Genomic DNA, 22,089 nt, shown 5'->3' with positions numbered 1-22,089 from the left:
ATGGTATTAACAGATATCGAATCCGCTAATAAAAAGTTAAATGCTCAGCTTGTTGGAGCGCAGCTAGACAAAATTGCAGTATCAAGCATCGAGTTTTCTATGTGCTTTATGACTAAATCTATGCCTATTAGAGAGATCTGGGTAACGACAAGTGGCAGAGCTGCCTCGAGTAGTCAGGAAGAGCGAGAAGACTTCTTTGAGCAACGAGGTGCATTTTTATCATTAGCATACAGCTTGATCGGAAATTCAATATCAAAAATTGGTACGAATGAAGAAGGCTGCTTATCAATAACTATTGGTAAAGAAAGGATTGTCATTTCGCCTGATGAAGAGTGCTTTGAGGAAATTTGGTCAGTTACTCCAGATAATCATTCTCCGTATCAGGAGTATGATTGGTTCGTAACTTACACGGACGATAATGAGCTATTGACCAAGTAACATGTTGTGTAGTGTACTTTTCCCAAATTAGTGTAGCACGCTTTTTTGCCATCATAACGTTTGTCGGATAGGCGATGATCATTACTGACAAAAAACAATGGCTTAAAATTTTGCTTTACCAAATTACGCGTTATAAATAATTGGCTGAAGTGGATGGTAATTGAGTAAAAAAATCGCGGGATCGTTCGATGGAAGTGAGGTAAATTACAGCAGCTTTACAGGCCATCGCAGGTAAAGGGTATAGTGGCAGTAAAATTGCAGCAAGCATGGTAATTGGCTCTACGACAGGTGGATTATCTGTTGCTGGTAAGGCCCTAACCTCTGCCGTCACATCCGTTCCCGGAATAGGCAATGCATCTTCGATGTCTAAAATTACAAGTGATGCAGTCTCGTCTAGCGTTGAAAGTGCCGCTGGAAAGGTGTTCACGCAAGAAGCTAGTGAAGGAATGGGGCAACTTGCTGGCGACACCGCTGGAGCTTTGGTAGGTAGCGGTGTAAAAGGTGCGGAAAACTGGGCTAAAGAGGATGATAAAAAATGACACTCAGCAATATGCAAGTTTTTAAAAAACTTTGGTTAATCGCTTTCAAACCGCTATATGTGATTATGCTAGCTGTGCTTGCATATAGAACAGGTATTTTGTTTTGGCATGGTGAGGGAGAAGATGTATCTGTTGGAAGTGTTGTAGTGGGCCTAAGTATTGCAACTGTTGGAATAGCCGTTGTTTCAGCCTTAATTGCGTTGCCTTTTGTCAAATTAAAAAGGAAGGAATAGTACAAATTAGAAAACTCTAAAACTGTGAATCTAAAGCCTCGTTAGTTGTTGTTTACAAAAATAACGTCATACTTTTTACTGATCTGATCCAATGGCTGCATACAACCTTTTTTTTACAAAAAATAAAATTATTTTAAAAATCTACTAAAATAAAGGTACCGTTTTTTTATTAGAACCATCTTCTAACTATAAGCGGGTTTTTCTCTCGCTTTAAACTGAAACGTTTAAGTATAAAAATAGGATACGAGATATGTTCAATTTCAAACCAAACTTATTCACATTAGCTTTTGCTTCACTCGGGTTTTCAGCAGCGACAGCTTACGCAGAGCAAGCACAGCTGAGCGAAGCTGACGAGGTAATCCAAGTAAAAGGCATTAGAGGATCATTAATTAGAGCTCAAGCCGTTAAAATGGAGAGTGATTCAATTGTTGAAGCTTTATCAGCCGAAGATATAGGTAAATTACCCGACTCATCAATTGCTGAATCTTTGTCGCGTTTACCTGGATTGTCGGGTGAGCGAGTCGGTGGACGTACTTCAGGTATTTCTGTACGTGGTTTCAAAGAAGATTTTACCGGCACAACTTTGAATGGCAGGGAGTTAATAGGCATTGGTGATAATCGTGGCGTTGAATACGATTTATATCCTTCAGAAATTATGACAGGTGCAACCATTTATAAAACCTCTGATGCCAGTTTAATGGTACAAGGCATAGGTGGTACAGTTGATTTACAAACTGTTCGCCCATTAGCTGCTTCAGAAACCTTAACCTTAAACGGTAGTTTTGAGCTGAATGGTGGTGAAACTGACAACCCAGAGTTTGACAATAAAGGGCATAGGCTGGCTTTATCATTTGTCACAAAAACAGCAGATCAAAAATTAGGTTTGGCGTTAGCTTTAGCCAGCGCGGAATCACCTAATAATCAAAGAAAATATGGTGTTTGGGGTTATAGCACCAATGATGATGGCCAAGTTTTACCCAACGGTTTAGATACACAAGCGATTAGCACTGTATTAAAACGCGACGCAATTTCTGCCATAGTTCAATGGCGACCAAATGATGATTTAGATATCACTTTTGATGCGCTATCTATTGATTACGCCGACTCAGGTGTACTTAGAGGTTTTATAGAACCATTTGCATCAACCAACTTGTCTGGCGAGGGGGCGTTTGTTCAAGGTACACAAATAAACGCCAACCCGGTACTGCGCACAGATCCGCTGAAAAAAGATGGCGAGCTTAAAATTATTGGCGCCAATGTGAAATATCAGTTATCAGACGATTGGTCGCTGGCACTTGATATCGCAAATAGTCAATCAGAAAAGCGCGATTTACGTGGCGAGTCATACGCAGGTTTAGCGCGCTCTGGTAAATTAAATTCATCTGAATTTGGTCAGCGTGATTTTGCGATGTCACCAGACGGCGTTATGTTTAGCGGCAGTGAAGGACTGGACGCTTTTTCAGATCCCGCTTTGTTACAGCTTGCTGGTCCACAAGTTTGGGGTGGCGGTATGGCAAATATTGCTGAACAGTTCGAAACCGACGAATTACAAGCAAATGGCAACCCTTACAGCTTTTTAAATGCGCAAGATGGCTTTTTAAACTACGCCGATTTTTCTGAGGAGTTAACCTCAGCTAAATTAGAGATAGCCAAATACATTGAATCAGGTGTGTTTAGCAAGTTTATTGCTGGCGTATATGTCAGTGACAGAACTAAAGAAAAGGTGAATAAAGGCTTTTTTGCAACAGCTGACTCATACCCATTTTCGCAGTCAATCCCACAAGAATACTTGTATTCAGGCTTGGCTGATTTAACTTGGGCTGGTTTAGGTGAAGTGGTCGCATACGACGGTTTTGCACCTTACTTTGACGGAACCTATGTATTGAATGATGCTGGTTTGTTAGAGCCAGATCGATTGGGTGATACTTTTGTAGTTAACGAAGAGGTGACAACCTTATATACCAGATTAGACTTTGACACTGAGTTTGCAGGTTTCCCTGTAAAAGGTAATTTAGGTTTACAGCATGTTTCGACCGAACAATCTTCTTCGGGTTACATAGGGATAGTTGGTGCTAATTTTGCTGTGTGTGATGACGATAATAACGCTGTGGTTGACTCAAGCTGTGAGCTTTTTGTTTCAGACAAATATAGCCATCTGTTACCGAGTTTAAATTTGAGCGTTGAGCTAGCGGATGACCAATATTTAAGATTGGCCGCCAATAAAACCATTAGCCGTGCGCGTATTGATCAAATGAAAGCATCAGGCTTTGTAAAGTTTGATCAAAATATTGATTTAATCACAATTCCTAACTCACCTGAAGATGTTGAGCGTTATGGTTCACCCTGGAGTAAGTTCTCAGGTAATCCGACTTTACGCCCGTTAGAAGCGAATAATTTGGACATTTCATACGAAAATTATTTCAGTGATGATGCTTATATTTCCATTACCGGTTTTTACAAAGACTTGGTTAATTGGACGCGTGACGGTAACCAATTGATTAACTTCCGCAATGATGAAACAAATGAAGGCGCTGATTATTTTATTGCTGGTTTCCATGAACGCACCATTGACCAAGATGGTGTCTATGGACCTGCTGACCAAGAGTATAAACAGGGCGATGCAGTTACCCCGCCTGATTATGGCTACTATTCATTTTTTGAAGATGGCTTAACTGGCTCGGTAAAAGGTGTTGAAGTAGCAGCTAATTTGCCTTTGGAGCATTTTGTAAAAGCATTAGATGGCTTTGGTATTGCAGCTTCAACTACTTATATTGACGCTGAACTAGAAGATGGCTCAGCTATTCCTGGTCAGTCTGATAAAACTCATTCTGTGACTGCATATTATGAACAAAGTGGTTTTGAATTCAGAGTGGCTGCGACTCAACGTTCTGAATTTTTAACTTATCAAAGAGGTGGCTCTAATAAAATTGAAGCGGCACAACGCGAAGGGGTTACGCTAGTTGACGCACAAATTAGCTACGACTTCTCTGGAAGCGACATTGAATTTTTGCACGGTTTAAGAGTGTCTTTACAAGGCACAAATTTAACCGATGTGGATGAAGAAAGTTCTAATGACGACGGTATTATTACGCTTCGCCGCCAGTTTGGTCCTTCATATATGTTAAACATTAACTATGCGTTTTATTAAGCTGAATTAATTTTTACGTTAAGTTGGATTGATAGCAGATAAGAGGAAATCTTTGTCCTCTTATCTTTGTAATTTTAATCTTTTTCAGATTTTTGGCACATAATGAATCGAGCAATTAAAAGAGTGATTATTGCAGGCGGTGGAACCGCCGGATGGATGACAGCTGCATTGTTACGTAAGGTATTACCTGCATCGATCGGCATTAGGTTGGTTGAATCTGAACAAATTGGTATTGTGGGGGTTGGCGAAGCAACTATTCCACCCATTCAAACCTTTAATAATAGCCTGGGTATTGATGAAAAAGAATTTATTCGGGAAACACAGGCAACCATAAAGCTAGCAATAAAATTTGAAAACTGGCGCACAGGCAACGACAGTTATTATCACACTTTTGCAGCGCCCGGCACTAATCTTGGGTTTTGCAGCTTTCAACACTATTGGTTAAAAGCTCAGGCATCCGGCATGTCGCAAAGTCTTTGGGATTTCGACTTAAACTACCTGTGTTGTGAGCAAGGTAAATTTAATAAAATTAATACCTCAAACCCGCTTTATGAATTGCAATATGCTTATCATTTTGACTCTGCTTTGTATGGCCGTTTTTTACGTAAACATGCACAAGCAAATGGGGTGAAACGCGATGAGGGTATCATTAAAAGCGTTCAAGTTAATCCGCAAAACGGTGCAGTTGAATCACTTCTCATGGAAAGCGGGCAGCGAATTGCAGGTGATTTATTTATAGATTGCACAGGCACACGGGCTTTATTGCTGCAGCAAACATTAGGTGTGGAATATCTGGACTGGTCATATTGGTTACCGGCAAATAGCGCGATTACAGTGCCGACTCAAAGGCATAAATATACTTTACCTTATACCCGTAGTATTGCCCATAACGCCGGTTGGCTGTGGTGTATTCCTCTACAGCATAGAAATGGCAATGGTCTTGTATATAGTGACCGTTTTATCACAGACGACGAAGCACAACAGTTATTGCTGAATAATCTGGATAGCCCTATATTGGGTGAACCTAAGTTGTTGAAATTCAAAACCGGCCGGGTTGCCAAACAATGGCATAAAAATGTTGTTGCGGTTGGTTTGGCGAGTGGTTTTTTAGAGCCGCTCGAATCGACCAGCATTTATTTGATTCAATCTGCGATTGTACGCTTACTTAAATTATTTCCTACTCAGGGTATTCATGATTCCAGCGTCAGTTTATTTAATGCAGAATGCGCAGAAGAGTATGAAACCATTCGTGATTTTATCATATTGCATTATTACCTGAATGAAAGAAATGACTCGAATTTCTGGCTTAAAATGCAGCAGTTGGAATTGCCGCAACGTATGCAACAAAAGATAGCGCTTTTCAAAGATTCGGCAGCAATTTTTAACGACAAGCTGGATATATTTCGCGATGCGTCCTGGTTACAGGTGATGTTAGGGCAAGGTATTCATCCGCAACGCTGGCATCCGTCTGCAGACTGCATCGACAAGAATGAGCTACTCAAATTAATGGAAAAAATCCGCAAAGAGAAGTTTCGCCCATTAGAAAAGATGAAAACGCATGATGAATTTCTTAATCAATACACGTCTAGCCGGGCAGTTTAGCCAGCTTAATTATATTAGCTTAAAAACAGGTGTAACTTTATGACAAAAATGATTCGGATTGTGATTGTCGGTGGTGCTATTCACAAGTTAAGATATTTGCAAAATAGATCTTAAACGTTTAAGGGTGGCGGGTTATTTTGTTCTATACTGTTTATTAAATCTAGTTAGAAAAACTTCAATTTTAGTACTACCTAAGTACATAACCTTATCCAAAATTTAACTATTGTAATGTACTCTGTCAGTTATAGGGTTCAAAATTTTGTAATTCTAAAATGTATTTTGAAGGATATACGATGAAAAATAATTTGGTATTAAAGGCTTCGGTTGTTGTGTTATCAGCCGCTTTAATCGGTGGTTTACCCGCTTGTTCAAATCAAAGCGACGATACAGCGACTGCTGCGGCAGCATCACAACAGTTATCCACTCTATATTTGCGTGGCGCTTTTAACAATTGGGGTACTACCGCGCCAATGACAAAGCTGTCTGATGGTAAGTATCAAGTAAAAGCTGATATTAGCTTAGGTATTCATGGATTTAAAATTGCCTCTGAAGATTGGGGTTATCAATTATTAATGCCAAATTCAGAAGATACAGTTTTGGATTTAGCGACAGATTTAGATAAACCTTTGCAACTTATTCAGCAACAAACCGATTTGCATAGCAAATTGATGACTGAGCGCCCGGGAATTTATTTGTTCACTCTCGAATACAAAGACCAAGGGATGAGCTTAACAGTTAAACGAGAAGTGTCTAAAGATTCTTCAAACCCAGCTCCGCATTTAGCTCAAGCAGAAAAAACTCAATTAAGTTTTTCAACCTACAACGGTGGTACAGAGCAAGCGACCTTTTCGATAAAGCGCGAGGCAAATGGTTTACGTACCTACGTGCACTCAACTACGCAGGTATTGCGCGATCCAGTTCCACAATATTCTGTTTATTCAGAAGTCGCGACTTTGCCTTATTTGCGCTCGGGTGATACGGCTTTTGACGCCTTGTTCGCTTTAGCTGTTGATGAAATGAAACTCAATTCGGTCAACAATATTCAAGATGAAAGTTACAATTCTGGTCAAGCAATTTCTTGTGACTGTTTTGAAACTGGCGAAAAATGGAATTACGTTTGGACACGTGATTTATCTTATGCAGCTTATTTAAGTTTAGGTTTGCTTGACCCAGTACGAGTTAAAAACTCGCTTGATTTTAAATTGTCGGGATATCGTGATGGTGTTACCAAACCTAAGTATGCTGCAGGGACGGCCGACGGTTTACAAATTATTCAAGACACTGGCAGCGGCGGAAGCTGGCCAATTAGTACTGATCGAATTACTTGGGCGTTTGGTGCGCAAGCTGCATTAAATAGTTTACACGGTGACGAGCGTACAAGTTTTGCCAAACGTGCATTTACTGCACTCAGCAATACAGTTGAGAATGATAGGTTAGTTGCATTTGATGGCACTTTTGGTTTGTACAATGGTGAACAGTCTTTCTTAGATTGGCGTGAGCAAACATACGCTAACTGGGTGAAAAACGATTTATCTAGCATGGCTACTGCCAAGGCTGTTTCGACCAATGCCGGACATTATCAAGCCATTCGTATGGCGCAGTATCTAGCTGAAGAATTTGCCGATAACGAGAAAGCTGACCGATATAAAAAATGGGCGGATGATTTAAAACAAGCAATCAATCGACATTTGTGGATTGAAAATGCCGGTTTGTACAGTAGTTTAACCGCAGCCCATTTTGACAACACTGTTATGCCGAAATATGACTGGTTGGGGCAATCTTTAGCAATTATCACCGGCATTGCAAGTGACGCTCAGGCCAAACAAATTTTGGCTAACTATCCGCATGGGCCAATGGGTGCACCGGTTATTTTTCCGCAACAGCCAGATATTCCTGTTTATCATAATCGTGCAATTTGGCCATTTGTTACGGCTTATGGCTTAAAGGCCGCGAAAGTGGGTAACAATGTGGCTGTTGCAAACGCTGCTTACGATACGCTTATTCGTGGTGCTGCGCTTAATTTGTCGAATATGGAAAACTTGGAGTGGGTGTCAGCCCAGCCTATTTGGTTAGAAAAAGAGAATCCGAGTTTGTCTGGCCCAGTGGTTAATTCGAAGCGTCAATTATGGTCAGTCGCTGCATATTTAAGTATGGTGATTGATGGTGTGTTTGGTGTCGATGCAAAAGAGCAGGGCATTAGCATTTCTCCTTATGTTACAACTGACTTACGCAGTAAGTACTTTGCAGACCAACAACACATTGAATTAAATAACTTAACTTGGCATGGAAAAACGTTAAATATTCAGCTTGTTTTCCCTAGCGCTCAGGTTGAGCAAACGCAGGGCGTATACGCTGTTAAGCAAATTAAGCTAAACGGCAAGCAGGTACGCAGTAATGTATTGTCGGAACAGATGCTTAACAAAGTTAACCAAGTTGAAGTTGTTTTATCAGATGTGTTGGCTGGTGAAACGGCAATTACCCGAGTTTCTCCTAAAACGGGTGGTTACGATGAACAAACAATTGCGCCAAAAGAACCTGAACTATCGTTAACTCGCGATGGTCAATCGGTTAGTTTGCAAATTATTGATAGGTACAACCAAGGAGATGTGGTTTATCAAATTTATAAAAATGGTCAGAAGGTCGTTGACGGTTTAACCACTCAGCAGTGGCAAGACTCAAACTTATCAACGCAACAAGCTTGTTATGCTGTTGCTGCTGTATTTACAAACTCAGGAATACAGTCGCATCATAGTCAGGTTAAATGCGCAACTACTGACTTTAGCATAGTTGCAAACGATCCACGTTTTGTCAGCAATGTAAAAGTTAAGACTCAAGACGGCTCTGGTTATTTGCCAAGTTGGGGCGCTAAAGATGATAGCTTACAAGTAAATAATATTGAGATTGCGAAAGCAGGCACCTATGCAATTCAATTTAACTATGTCAACTTGCAGTATCAAATTGATACTGGCATAACCTGTGGAGTTAAATGGTTAGTGGTGAAAAATGCCAACGGTAAAATAATCAAACAAGGTGTTGTTCAATTGCCTCATACTAAAAAAGAAAATGGCATTGGTTATTCGACACCGTTAACGTTAGACTTGCAGGCTGGCTCATATCAAATTAATTTATACGATTATTACAATATGAGCTATTTAACCAACAATCAAACTTACTTTGCAGCGGGTGGTAAAACTGGTGCGGTAAATCAGTTTGATTTATATGGTGTTAGGATAATGCCTATTGTGGAGTAATCGAGGTTCGATAGTATTTTAACAATCCACGGCGCAACATTTACAATGATTGCGTCGTGTAATAATCCTACTTTTGTGGCGCGTTAAAAACTGAATCACCCCACCTTTATCGGCGGCAAAGTTATTTGAGTGATGCTGCATGACCTGACTCAATTTGTCGATAGTAATTGTCTTCAAATTCCTTTGGCGGTAAGTCACCAATTGAGCTTAAAAGGCGCTGATTATTAAACCTGCTTACCCAAGTTAACGTTGCTCGTTCAACTTCATCTATACCTTTCCAAGGTCCTTTATGATGAATGACCTCAGCTTTATACAAACCATTTATCGTTTCGGCTAATGCGTTGTCGTAGGAATCGCCAGTGCTGCCAACTGATGCGTTAAAGCCCGCATCAATTAGGCGTTCAGTATACTTTATGGATAAATATTGACTGCCGCGATCACTGTGATGGGTTACACCTTTGGGTTTACCTCTGGCTCATAAGGCTTGCTCTAATGCATCTAAAACCAAATCCGCTTGTATCGTTTTTAATACTCGCCAACCAACTATAAATCGAGAAAAAACGTCAATTACAAACGCTACATAAACGAAGCCAGACCAAGTGCTCACGTAAGTGAAATCAGCCACCCACAACTGGTTTGGCCTGTCAGCTGTAAACTGCCTATTTACTAAGTCTAATGGCTTTTCTGCGCTTTCATCAGGTATGGTTGTAATACATTTTCTTCCACGCCTTACACCTGCTAGTCCCATACATGACATGTGTCGGGCAATAGTGCAGCGAGCCACTTGAAATCCTTCACGTTTTAGCAGGAGCCAAATTTTTCTGGCACCATAAACAGATTGATTATCCTTCCAAACTCTTAGTATCTCAGGCTTTAAAGCCTCGTCACTGTGATAGCGTGCGCTGCGTTATTCGGGATATTGATTCAATCGTTTATAGCGATAGTAGGTTGATGGTGCAATTGGTAATTGCTCACAAATTGGCTCGACACCATAAAATTCACGATGTTTGTCAATAAATTCAACCATTATTTCGGTTTGCGGTCGAGCTCCGCTTGGGCGAAAAAAGCTGCTGCCTTTCGCAGTATTTCATTGGCTCGTTTTAATTCTCTATTTTCGCGCTCTTGCTCTTTCATTCGGTTAGATTCATCAGTGGTTACTCCTGGCTTGGCACCTGAGTCGACTTCTGATTTTTGAATCCAACACTCTCAAGGTTTCAGGAGTGCAGCCAATTTTAGACGCTACTGATTTTGTAGCTGACCATCTCGAAGAATGTTCATGTTCGCCAGTCAGAACCATTCGCACGGCTCGTTCTCTGACTTCTGCTGAATAATTAAATCTCTTGTTCATTTGCTAATCCTCTCAAGAAAATTAGCCTCCGACAAGTTCGGGGTGGTTCAGAAATGTCATCGTTTCTGGATGACGTGAATACGCTTGAAAAACTTAAAGTCATTCTTGATCCAGTATAGCTAATAGACTCAATATATCCTTACCTGGGAAAAGTAAACTTGTAGCACCAAGAGCTCTAGTTTAAGGGCGACAGAGATTGGGTTACGAGGCCGTCCAACATACATTTCAGTTGCTCGCACATAAAGCCTTTTCCAGTCAGCCTTTTAACAATGGTGTGGACTCAATTTACTCGCCCCAGATGGGGTTAGCTTCCGTGCCCATGATAATGAAGAAAACCGAGAAGCTTTTGGCAGTGATAGTAATCAACATAGTGAGGTTAGCTATCCTCAAATACTATTAACAACCTTACCAGATAATTCACTGACTTTATTTGACCTAGCTTTTTTAACCTAAAGCTAAATCGACTTCATATATTCAACAATTTGCCATCTTTGTTTATCGGTTAACGCCGGTAAAACCTGACCATTGTGCAATTGAATATCTTTGGTGCCATATTCGTGGCCAGCATTGCTGTTGCCTACTTTCGAGGTATCAAAAATAAAACCTTCGTAGCCATCACTAACAAACCCTACTTTTTCTGGGTCGAATAAACGACTGCCCACTACAAATTGTTCAGGGCGACATTTTTCACCCGCTTTAATTTGTTTAGCATCACATTTTGGCAATAATAAGTCGTACAGAGTAGGTACAGAGCCATTGTGTAAATAAGGTGCGGTTGCCCATACACCATTCATAGGTCGAGCTTTATAAGCCAACAAAGACGCCCAAGGATTCGCTGTGGTATCTGGGTTGTAGTCACCGCGTTTTATAGATTGTTTAATGTCGTTGTCAAAAAAGGTTACGGCTAGGTTGTATAACCAGTCAAACCAGTTGGCTAGCCAGCCTTTGTCAGGATCCGGTGTGGCAACTACATTACGAGTCGCGGCAGTTAATATCGCTGCTACAGGCGCTTGTTCTTGCAATAAAATATCACCAACATCTGTACCTAAATAGATGCCTTCTAATATTCCTGTATGACCTTTGAAATTAACGCTGTTGGCTGCCATTTTTTCATCTGTTTGAATGGCTTCAAGTTTGGCCATTTGCGCAACAACTTTGCGCCTTGGGTTGGTCGCTTCTATCGGTAGATGACAGCTACCACAGTGTTGTTCAAATAGTGTTTGTCCGGCTTTTACATCCTGCCATTTTATTCGACCTAATATTTCTTCAGGCCACATTGGGCTAGTTAAATCTTTAAGCTGAGATTCAATTAAACGCAAATTGGTTAAATCGACCGATGATTTAAAGTGGGTATATTTACCATTATCGTTTTTGGGTTGACCACCAATTAAAGTGGATAAAGTACCGTTTTTAGATTCGTACCAATCAAGCGTAGCAAATACACCCATAACTTCACCTGTGTTGCGGCCCACCGCACCCACACCTGCGTTGGCGGCTATGCCATTCCACTGCACATAGTCGTGTTGGGCAATGTCCCACAAGAAGGGATACGATACAGGTGCGTCGGGCGCGTTAAATAAAATTTCTTTTAATTTACGTAGTTGCGCCATGTTTTCGACTAAGTTGACTGAGTCTGGATCAAGATCAAATTGGCTGATTAGCCGATCAAATACTCGTGGCAAATCATCGTTGTCGACTAATCCATCATTTAAATCACGCAACAGCTCTGAAGCTGTGGCACCATCAAATGATTCAGCGATTGATTGCTGCAGCTGTTTTTTATTCAGAGTATGTTGCAAAACACGGTTAAAAATACGCCCAAATGCATCTAAACGCGCATAACCATATTCGGTCGGGCTAAAGTTTATATAGTTGTACAAAGATACTTGCAGCATATATTTGTGCAAATCAGCTTCGATAGCTTGTTCGTTATCGTAGTTATGCTGGCCTAAAATACCTTGTTTTAAGTTGTAATTTAAAACATTGGCGATAAATCTATGTTTTTTATTTTTATCTTGCAGTGTTGCCGAGAGTGCAGCTTCAAGCTCGCGCATAAACATATCCATGTTGGCCATTGCTGGGCCACCATCAATACGAATTGCAGTCTTGTTATACACTACTTGGCTGGTATGGCAGGCGGCACAGGTTAAGCCAACATAACTTTTGCCTAGGTATTCGTCTTTAACAAAACCAAGCGGAAGGCCATCTGGGTTAGACTCTGTCGGTTTTTGCACTATATAGCGAAATTTGTCGAAGTTCTTTTCACTTCTAAACAGCTCGTTGGAGTTGTGTTGTTCTAAAAATAAAAAGAAGTCGTAAGGAATTAAATCAGAGCCTTGAGTGGTGTTGTAATACCACATACTTTGGCTGGCAGTCCAACCTTGCCATTTGCCATTAATTTGTGAGTTGGGAAACTGAGGCCCAGGATAAAACTTGTCGAAACCATCTAAAAATTGTTTGTTTTGAGTGTACTGTGCGCCGCGGTATGGGCTGTTGTCACTAAAGCGACTTTGGTGTTTCCAGTATACGCCTAAGCCACTGATCACGATCAAAATAGTCAGACATAATAGGGCAAGTTTGCTTATCAGTTTAACTTTACTGTTAATTATCATCCGTATGCTCCATGTGTGCACATACGGTAGCGCTTGTTAACACAAATCCGTATGTGTTTTATAAAATCATTTTTGTATTTTTAAGAGGCGAATATTAACAGCAAACAGCAAAGCTTTGCTAGCCAATAGTTAAGTGACTAGCCGACAGCTTGCATAAATGAAATAACGTTTTTCGCAACTTCGTCGATGCGTTGCGAGTTGTCCATCGCCATTTTGCGTAACGTTTGATAAGCCTGATCTTCGGTTAACCCTTTGCTGGTCATTAATAACCCTTTTGCTTTATCAATCCATTTACGCCCTTCTAATTTACGTTTCGTTTCTGTTAATTCATTTTTCAAAGATTGCACTTCGCGAAAACGTACTATAGCTATTTGAATGGTTGCGCCCACATGTTGAGGTAACTTATCTCCTACAATATATGCATTTATCTTCGACTTAAGCACACGATCAATCATGTCTTGATCAGAAAACTCAGTAAAAATAACCATAGGTCTAGGGTCTATTTCATTGAGTATGTGTAGGCTATGGATGTTGTCTGTCGTCAACCTGTCTACATCCAAAATGATCACGTTGGGATCAACATTGTCGACCACTTTTAATATGTGGCTAGAAGTTAATGCTGGATATACGTCATACCCACATGTCAGTAGGGCATTTCTTAAATCACGGTCAAAATTCTCGGATTCTACGAGTAACAAAGCTCTTAATCCGATGCTACGGTGCGACTCATACTTACTTTGCATAGTGTCTTTCTATAACTGCTTTGTTGATGAAGAACATTTATGCCAAAGCAAAATACAGACCATTTGTATGTAATTGCTAAAACATATTGATTTTAATCGATTTTTTATTGTTTGGTTATTTTATTGATGGACTTTAGAACGGCGGAAACTGCACCTCAACGGCGCAACAACGCGCCGAAAGATAGCAATTTGCTAAATATACTAGAAGTTATAAACCAGTGTTATACGGTTTTGTTTGTCGTCACTATTATCTGCAGAGTTTTTCTTGTTTTTAATGGACGCTTTAACGGCTAATGAACCATTTACTTGCATGGTTATGCTGGCTTCCAGTTCTGATTTTCGATTAAAATCGCCATCTTCAATTGAATAAGCTGAGCGAAACTTAATCTGCTCAGTGATTTTTCTTTGATAGGTCGCAGCGGCACGCCAAATTAATTGATTACGGTTTTCTTGGTCACCCATGATTGGATTGCCATTTCCATCGGTTATCAGATTACCACTACCATCTACTTGTTGATTATCTTCATTTACCGCTACAACTAATGAATCAAAGCTATAACCCGGACCGATTGATAAATCAAGAAATCCGGTTTTTGAGTCAAGTAGACGAGTGTTATAACCGGTCGCTATTGACGCTTGATAATGGAAGGTTGAAAAGCGATTGGTTTCGTACGAGGCGAACGCTAATATCGCATCACCTTCGTCATTAACCTTGTAGTTGGTCTGGGCAGAAGCTGAATATTTTTCTTCTTTAGTGACTGTTTCTTTAACTTTTTCTCCATCAACCTGTTTTTCTTCATCTTGCTCTTTATATAGAGAATCAAAAGAAAACTGATTACGGAAAGATTCTGTTTCGTTACCAATATCTGCTTTAAACACGATTGACGTTGAGTCAGTGTTGCCTTCGGTCATGATATAACCTAGCTCAACTGACGCAACAAATTTACCAAACTTATCTTCGGGGTTTTTACTTGCTGCTGCGCTATGGGTTGCTGCTGCAAGGCCGATTGCCATAATAGATGCGGATAAGTGGGTATATTTCATTAAACTAGAGCCAGATTTTAAGTTAACAATTAAAAGCGCGCCATTTTAAGTTGTTACACAGAAACTGCAATGTTAAAAATGGCAACTAGGTTTAATTTTTTAAACTTGATAGTAGTTGCGATACCAAGCTACAAATTTTTCGACTCCTTTCTGTACCGACACTTGCGGCTTGTGTCCTGTGACTTTTTCTAAGTCTTCGGTATCTGCCCAAGTTTTAAATACATCTCCTGGTTGCATTGGCATAAAGTTTTTCTTAGCTTCTATGCCGATTGCGTTTTCGATTGCTTTAACAAAGTCCATTAATTGCACTGGTGAGCCATTACCTATGTTGTAAACTCGGTAAGGCGCTGAGCTATCTTTTGCTGAGCCTTGTTCAGGTGTCCAATCAGCATTCGCTGCTGGAATTTTATTGGCTACACGTAAAATGCCTTCAACAATATCATCAATGTAGGTGAAGTCACGCGCCAAGTCACCATTGTTATATATGTCAATTGGTTCGCCGTTGATAATGGCTTTGGTAAATTTAAACAATGCCATATCAGGGCGACCCCAAGGGCCATACACAGTGAAAAAGCGTAATCCCGACGTTGGAATTTGATATAGATGAGAGTAGGTGTGGCTCATCAACTCATTGGCTTTTTTCGTTGCTGCATATAAAGAAACTGGATGATCGACTGAATCTTCAGTGGCAAATGGCATTTTGCTGTTTAAGCCATACACAGAGCTAGAAGAGGCATAAACCAAATGTTTGACCTTGTTATGGCGGCAACCCTCTAAAATTGATAGGTGACCAACAAGGTTTGAGTCTGCATAAGCAAATGGGTTGTCTAACGAATAACGAACGCCAGCTTGAGCGGCTAAATGAATAACCACATCAAAGCTGTGTTCTTCGAATAATTGTGCCATACCGTCACGGTCAGCCAAGTCAATTTTTACAAAACTAAAGTGTTCGAAAGGTTCTAACTCTTTTAGTCTGTCTTCTTTTAGCTTTACTTCGTAGTAGCTATTTAAGTTATCTATACCTACTACTTGATGACCTGCTTTTAATAACTTCTGTGCTGTAAAAAATCCGATAAAACCGGCTGCACCAGTGACTAAATATTTCACGTTTTATCCTTTACCTTGTGAGCTTTGCTCTAACTATTTTTATACCCATTTGGGTTTTGGCTTTGCCAGCGCCAGCTGTCTTGACACATGCGATCTAAACCAAAGTTTGCTTGCCAATTCAGCTCTGTTTTGGCTGCAGTTGCATCTGCATAACATGCTGCAACATCACCCGGGCGGCGGTCTACAAGTTGGTATTTTATGGTTTTATCTGACGCTTTTTCAAACGCTTTTACCATATCTAATACTGAATAACCTGTACCTGTGCCGAGATTATACGTGAAAACACCTGAATCTTTTTGAATTTTTTCTAACGCGCGCAAGTGACCTAAAGCTAAATCAACAACGTGAATATAATCGCGTACACCTGTACCGTCGTGCGTGTCGTAATCGTTACCAAATACAGCAAGTTGTTCACGACGACCTACTGCTACTTGGGTGATAAATGGCATTAGGTTGTTTGGAATACCGTTAGGGTCTTCACCGATACGGCCTGATTCATGTGCGCCAATTGGGTTGAAGTAACGTAATAATACGATACGCCACTCTGGATCTGACTCTGATAAATCACGCAAAATCTCTTCAATCATTAACTTTGAATGACCATACGCATTAGTTGGAATACCTGTTGGCATGCTTTCAACTAAAGGCAATGCTTGTGGGTCACCATATACAGTTGCTGATGAGCTAAATACGATTGATTTAACCCCGTGTTTTGCCATGACTTGGCAAAGGTTAATCGTGCCTGTAACGTTGTTGTGGTAGTAGGTTAGTGGGATTTGAGTACTTTCACCTACTGCTTTTAAGCCTGCGAAATGAATAACTGCATCAATTTGGTGCTTGGCGAATATTTCGTCTAATGCAGCTGTGTCTAGGATATCTGCTTGGTAGAAAGTTAGGTCTTTGCCTGTGATGTCTTTTACGCGAGCAAGTGATTCTTCTGATGCGTTGGCTAGGTTATCAACCACTATTACTTGGTCGTCTTGGTTTAATAGTTCTAATACAGTGTGGCTGCCGATGTAACCCGCGCCACCAGTTACTAAGATTGTAGAGCTCATAGTCTAGTACCGTTTTTCCGTTAGTCTTTGTTTACTTCCACTGGATTTTGCCAGTGTAACGAATTTGTTTGCAGATAGCGATGTGATCTTAGCTGTTTTTGTTAATTAAGTAAAACGTTTTCCCTGGTGGTTTTTTGTTCAGATTTGCTCGCAACCCATTCACTCACTAGCTTTAATATTTTTATTGCTGGTTGTCCTTAGTTAACGGCCACTTGGTAGTGAGATAAAATAGTGCCTTTTTGTTTGTGGTAGTTAACTAACGAAATGTAATAGCTTGTTAACGCATCTACTTTTCTGCGCTGGGCATTGGCTAATCGGCTTTGCATATCCAAGATATAAAAGCTATTGCTTCTGCCTACGGCCATTTTTTTCTCTTCCGCATCCAGCGAAGCTTGAGTTAACGCCACTGCTTGATTTGCCGCTTGTAAACGTCGCCAATTACCAGCTAGCGCATAAGCGGCAGTATCGAGCGCAAGCAAAATATTTTGTGCTGTCTGCTCTAACTTCAGTTCATCTTGCTGTAAGGCTATGTTACTTTGTGACAAACGACTCTTACTGCTTTGCATCGAGAGTGGCATAGAAAAGTTAATTCCAATGTACCCTGAATTCAACGCACTATTTTGATAATTATCTAATGCGCTACTCAAATTATTTTCATCAGCTAATCCATTTTTTTGGTAACGAATAACTAAATCTAAGTTGGGGTTATGTTGTTGTTGATCTCGCTTCACTCTAATTTTTTGTTGGCTGACTGATAGCTTTGCTTCTAAATATTCGGGTCTATTATTTAGAGCTTGTTGAAAGTCTTGTGTAATGTTCGGGTTAAATTGTTCTGCTTCAGGTAAGCCGACAGCATGCAATTCTAGAGATAACAGTCCTGCGCTACTATCAGCAATTAACGACTTTAGCGTGTTTTGCCTAAACCTTAATTCTTGCTGTGCAATTAGCACTGTATCTTCACGATTTGCTAAACTGACTGCGGGTCGAAGCGTTGCAGAATCTGAACTTTTGCCAATAATTACACGTTTTTGTTCAGCTTCTAGGGTTTTTTCCGCGAGTGTTCGGTTTGCTTGAGCAACTTTTAAATTGAGTTGAGCCGCGTACAAACTTGTGTACGCATTAACGATTTGCTGTACAACCAACATGAGTTGTTGGCTAAAGCGCATTCGCTCTATTTCGGTACGTTTTTGCGCTAAAACAACATTACTGTAGTTAGACTCAAGTCCAAAATTTTTCAACAAGGGTTGAGTCACTTCTATGACACTGCTGAAATTGGCCGAATTACTAAATTCGTTTTTATTGGCTTCTATCGCAAGTTTATAACGTGTACCCCAAGGCGCAATGCCTTGTAAACCAACCGATGAGGTAGTGCTTGCGTAACGATTGTTTTGTGTTAATGAATTAAGTCGTTCGCTTTGACTTTGTTGGTAGCTGGCAAAAACATTTGGTTCGAAATTACCTTGCTCAATAGCAATGTTTAGCGCGGTAAACTGTGGATTCAGCCGGTTTATTTTTACCCCATAGTTTTTAGCAATACCCAATAAAATAGCTTGATGAACATCTAGCTCTAGTAGGGTAGCCGATTGATGCTCATTTGCTTGCGCTGAAGCTGCTAGGGTTACCCAGAGCACAATTGCTAACCATAATTTTTGACGTGTAAATGATGAATTTTTCATAGATAAAAGAAGCCAGACAGCTAACTGCCTGGCACAAATAGTTAGGCATGACGTAAGGTTTGGTTGGGGGGGAGGTTGGCTGCCCGCCACGAAGGTGGAAAGATTGCACTAATCAAAACCAACAATACAATGCAAGCTGCACCAGGGAAAACAAACCACAGCTCAGAAAATATCTCAGAATGTGATAGGCCAACACTGCTAAGCAATATATTGGTTAGGGCAAAGCCTATACTCACACCAAGTATCAAACCTATAGCCAATTGTAGGCGCATGGTTTTGCTGACTAGGGTTATAATATTGCGGCGTTTTGCGCCTAAAGCACGGCGAATACCAAACTCTCGGGATTGCTGCTCAGTGGTCAATGCTGCTAAACCGTATAAACCTATGGCAGCCATAATCAGCGTAAATAGGGCAAAACCCGACACAAATTGACTGATGAGTTTACTGAAAATGTCTCTGGCATCAAATAAGTCTTGTAGAGTGCGGTAAGGATAATAAGACGCAGTAGACTTTGAGGTTTCTGCGAAGGTTTTAGCAACATGTTTAGCATAATGTTTCACTTCACCTTGCCCACGTAGCATTAAATTCATAGTACGCGTTGGCCATTGGGTATGCGGAATGTATACGCGTATATAACGGTTAAAATCTCCTAGTTTTTTGGCCTCATTCAAATGTTTTTCACTGTTAATGTTAGGTGTAACGCCAATTATAGTGAGCCATTGAGTCCAAGGTGTTTCTCTTCTTTTATTTTGATCTTCCCATGCTTCGCCTGGCCCTTTAATTCTAATTCTTTTGCCAATCGGGTTATCATTGGGAAAATAAGCTTCAACAAAACTTTGGTTTACCACAGTTACATGTGCAGCTTGCTCTGTATCAATATTGGAAAAAAAGCGCCCTTGTAGCGGTGGTTGTTCAAAGAAATCAAAGTAGTCTAACGTCACTATTTCAGTGGGCACAACGATAGGTTTGTCCTCTTTATTTTGTTGTTTGATTTCAATCTCAATTGTCCGATAACTGGTTCTGTAATCAACTAATGCGGAAGAAAATACCGCATCTTCCACACCCGGTAGTTGATCTAGTTTTTGTTGAATTGTTTGATAAAACTTAATAACAGATTCGTTTGATACAAACTCTCGAGATGTTGCAAAGTATCGGTTAACAAGAATGGAAGTCGGCTCATATTTGAGCTGGCGATCAAGCTGCTCTTGCAGGGTTATTACAAAAGTACCAGCACAACATAGCAGGGCGGTGGTTAGGGTAATTTGCACACCAACTAGCCATTTACCTGTTTGGCCAACTGCCAAACTGCTGGTGGTTCTTGCATTGTCTTTTAATAGTTCGGCGTTATAGCGGCGCGTGGTTTTTAATATAGGAGATATGGCGGATGCAACCACAGTAAACAGCAATATAAATAGCGCAAACAGTAATACTTTGCCATCTATATCCATATTCCACCAATAAGGCATATTAGTGTAATGAGTTTCAAATAAATGCCATATGCCTCTGCAAGACCAACTGGCCAATAACAAAGCTAATAGTGTGGCGAAAAATGCTATTAACACGGCGTCAAGCAAAACTTGTAATGCAATCTCTAAACGGCTCGCTCCCAAAACATGGCGCATGGCAAGCTCGAATTGGCGTTTACTCGATTTAGCCAATAATAAATTTGACACGTTCGCGCAAGCGACAATCAAGACAATAAATGAACCGACGATTAATGCATACAAAATGGCTTTAAAGGATTCACTTTGGTTATCACCAGAGCCATATTTTTCGAGCCGAATATGCGTAAGCCACTTGCTATCTTTAGGATAAAAAGTTTTTATGGTTTCAACTAAATTAACTAGCTCAAGCTCCGCTTGCGCTATGCTCACATTTGGTTTCAAAACGCCAGCTACCCATTGTTTTAGCGCGCCTTTTTTTCTGCCGTGTTGTTTTTGTGATTGCCAGTGATAAGGTTCCCAAAATAGTTGATTCCCTGGAAACTGAAATGCGGCTGGTAATACACCTATCACAATAGCTTGTTTACCGTTAAGCAGCACGGTTTTACCAATAACCTGTGGGTCTGAATTAAACTTGTCGTGCCATAATTCTTCATTAATCACTATGGTTGCTGGAGTGCTTGCTAATGCATCATCTGGTGTGGGTAATCTGCCTAATATTGGTTTGACATTAAATAATTCAAAAAAATTATCGTGCACCCAAGCACCTAAAACGCTAGATACCTCTGCATTATCTCCGTCAACAAAAAAAGCCTGTTTAACAAATTTATAAGTCGTTAAATATTCAAAGCTTTGACTGTTCTTTTCTAACACCTCAAAATCAGCATAATTGAAAATGCTAGAGCCTCTTCTACCTTCTCTGCTCGGTGCCCAATTAAAAGAGACAACAGGTTGCCCTTCTCTTAATTCTGGACTGTTCCATAAATAATTTTTGGCTAGGGTATACATGGTTATGGCCATTGCTAAGCCAATTGAAAGTACCACTATTCCCAAAGTGCTGGAGCCTATGTCGCGGTAAAATAAGCGCAGTGCAAACTTTAAGTTAGCGAAAATATTCATTTGTTGTCATCCTTGTTTGCTTATGCAATGTCGGCTAATTTTGCTTTTTCTTCTACTATGCTGCCGTCAAATAAGTTAATAATGCGGGTCGCGTAACTGTTGTATCTATCATCGTGTGTCACCATGCAGATAGTGGTGCCTTGCGCGTGTAATTCAGCGAGTAATTCCATGGCTTTTTCTCCGTTGTGCGAGTCCAAATTACCTGTTGGCTCATCTGCTAATAATATTTTTGGCTTGCCTGCAAGTGCGCGCGCTATAGCAACTCGCTGTTGTTGTCCGCCAGAAAGTTGATTGGGTAAATGTTTAATGCGATGCGACATTTGTACTTGCTCAAGTACTTCAAGTACACGTTGTTTACGCTGGTTTTTTGCCATACCGCTGTACACCAGCGGCAACTCGACGTTTTCAAAAACATTCATATCAGCAATCAAATTAAAACTTTGGAAAATAAAACCGACTGCTTTATTGCGAATTAACGTTTGTTGTTGCTGAGTTAATTTCGACACATCTTGTTCAGCTAACCAGTACTCACCGGCCGTTGGGTTATCTAATAGTCCCATAATCGACAATAAGGTTGATTTGCCACAGCCTGACGGGCCTGCAATAGAAACAAACTCGCCTTGTTGAATAGTTAAATTAATATTGGCCAACGCGTGAGTTTCTAATTCGTTAGTTAGGTAAACTTTTTTGATACCTTTCATGCGGATAACGTCTTGTTTCATTGTATTGTGT

Annotated in this window: 14 protein-coding genes, 1 pseudogene and 1 other annotated feature; of the genes and pseudogenes, 6 read left to right on the top strand and 9 right to left on the bottom strand. The window is 40.4% G+C overall.

Going from position 1 to position 22,089, the window contains the following annotated elements; all coding sequences use genetic code 11:
• The 6 genes from WSC_RS0108250 (at window position 1) to WSC_RS0108220 (ending at window position 9,211) form a co-directional block, all read left to right on the top strand.
• On the top strand, window positions 1-438 hold the full coding sequence (locus tag WSC_RS0108250; protein WP_016955451.1) for a hypothetical protein: 438 nt from the start codon (window positions 1-3) through the stop codon (window positions 436-438).
• 362 nt (window positions 439-800) lie between these two features.
• Window positions 801-977, top strand: coding sequence for a hypothetical protein (locus tag WSC_RS24845; protein WP_157447232.1), 177 nt, complete (start codon window positions 801-803; stop codon window positions 975-977).
• Complete coding sequence (locus WSC_RS0108235; protein WP_016955448.1) at window positions 974-1,210, top strand: hypothetical protein; 237 nt, start codon at window positions 974-976, stop codon at window positions 1,208-1,210. Before WSC_RS24845 ends, WSC_RS0108235 begins: the two co-directional genes overlap by 4 nt.
• Window positions 1,211-1,460: 250 nt before the next feature.
• The gene (locus WSC_RS0108230; RefSeq protein WP_016955447.1) at window positions 1,461-4,358 is read left to right on the top strand and encodes a TonB-dependent receptor; all 2,898 of its coding nucleotides are present in this window, start codon (window positions 1,461-1,463) and stop codon (window positions 4,356-4,358) included.
• Between the two features lie 102 nt (window positions 4,359-4,460).
• Window positions 4,461-5,960, top strand: a complete 1,500-nt coding sequence (locus WSC_RS0108225) for a tryptophan halogenase family protein (protein ID WP_016955446.1) — start codon at window positions 4,461-4,463, stop codon at window positions 5,958-5,960.
• A gap of 293 nt (window positions 5,961-6,253) precedes the next feature.
• Window positions 6,254-9,211, top strand: a complete 2,958-nt coding sequence (locus WSC_RS0108220; RefSeq protein WP_016955445.1) for an alpha-L-rhamnosidase-related protein — start codon at window positions 6,254-6,256, stop codon at window positions 9,209-9,211.
• Window positions 9,212-9,332: 121 nt separating this feature from the next.
• On the opposite strand, the pseudogene WSC_RS24615 reads toward WSC_RS0108220, so the two are convergent.
• From WSC_RS24615 to WSC_RS0108160, 9 genes and pseudogenes are all read right to left on the bottom strand, one after another.
• Window positions 9,333-10,559 (bottom strand): annotated as a pseudogene (locus WSC_RS24615) (IS3 family transposase).
• Window positions 10,164-10,280 (bottom strand) — a sequence feature (AL1L pseudoknot). It overlaps the preceding pseudogene by 117 nt.
• A gap of 455 nt (window positions 10,560-11,014) precedes the next feature.
• Entirely contained in the window at window positions 11,015-13,171 is a 2,157-nt protein-coding gene (locus tag WSC_RS0108195; RefSeq protein WP_016955440.1) for a di-heme-cytochrome C peroxidase, read from the bottom strand.
• A 137-nt stretch (window positions 13,172-13,308) separates the two neighbouring features.
• The gene (locus tag WSC_RS24610; protein WP_082196144.1) at window positions 13,309-13,914 is read right to left on the bottom strand and encodes an ANTAR domain-containing response regulator; all 606 of its coding nucleotides are present in this window, start codon (window positions 13,912-13,914) and stop codon (window positions 13,309-13,311) included.
• Window positions 13,915-14,115: 201 nt separating this feature from the next.
• Entirely contained in the window at window positions 14,116-14,958 is an 843-nt protein-coding gene (locus WSC_RS0108185; protein ID WP_237716296.1) for a DUF481 domain-containing protein, read from the bottom strand.
• A 99-nt stretch (window positions 14,959-15,057) separates the two neighbouring features.
• Window positions 15,058-16,065, bottom strand: a complete 1,008-nt coding sequence (locus tag WSC_RS0108180) for an NAD-dependent epimerase (protein WP_016955437.1) — start codon at window positions 16,063-16,065, stop codon at window positions 15,058-15,060.
• Between the two features lie 29 nt (window positions 16,066-16,094).
• Window positions 16,095-17,120 (bottom strand): UDP-glucose 4-epimerase GalE, encoded by a 1,026-nt coding sequence (gene galE, locus WSC_RS0108175; protein ID WP_016955436.1) that lies wholly within the window; start codon window positions 17,118-17,120, stop codon window positions 16,095-16,097.
• A 197-nt stretch (window positions 17,121-17,317) separates the two neighbouring features.
• Window positions 17,318-18,796, bottom strand: coding sequence for a TolC family protein (locus WSC_RS0108170; protein WP_016955435.1), 1,479 nt, complete (start codon window positions 18,794-18,796; stop codon window positions 17,318-17,320).
• 41 nt (window positions 18,797-18,837) lie between these two features.
• Window positions 18,838-21,357 (bottom strand): ABC transporter permease, encoded by a 2,520-nt coding sequence (locus tag WSC_RS0108165; protein ID WP_016955434.1) that lies wholly within the window; start codon window positions 21,355-21,357, stop codon window positions 18,838-18,840.
• A 20-nt stretch (window positions 21,358-21,377) separates the two neighbouring features.
• Window positions 21,378-22,079 (bottom strand): ABC transporter ATP-binding protein, encoded by a 702-nt coding sequence (locus WSC_RS0108160; RefSeq protein ID WP_016955433.1) that lies wholly within the window; start codon window positions 22,077-22,079, stop codon window positions 21,378-21,380.
• Window positions 22,080-22,089: the final 10 nt, after the last annotated feature.

This window comes from Catenovulum agarivorans YM01, assembly GCF_000281085.1.
Taxonomy (GTDB): Bacteria; Pseudomonadota; Gammaproteobacteria; order Enterobacterales; family Alteromonadaceae; genus Catenovulum; species Catenovulum agarivorans.
The sequence above is the reverse complement of the archived record's forward strand: the minus strand, read 5'-3'. Positions and strand labels throughout refer to the sequence as shown.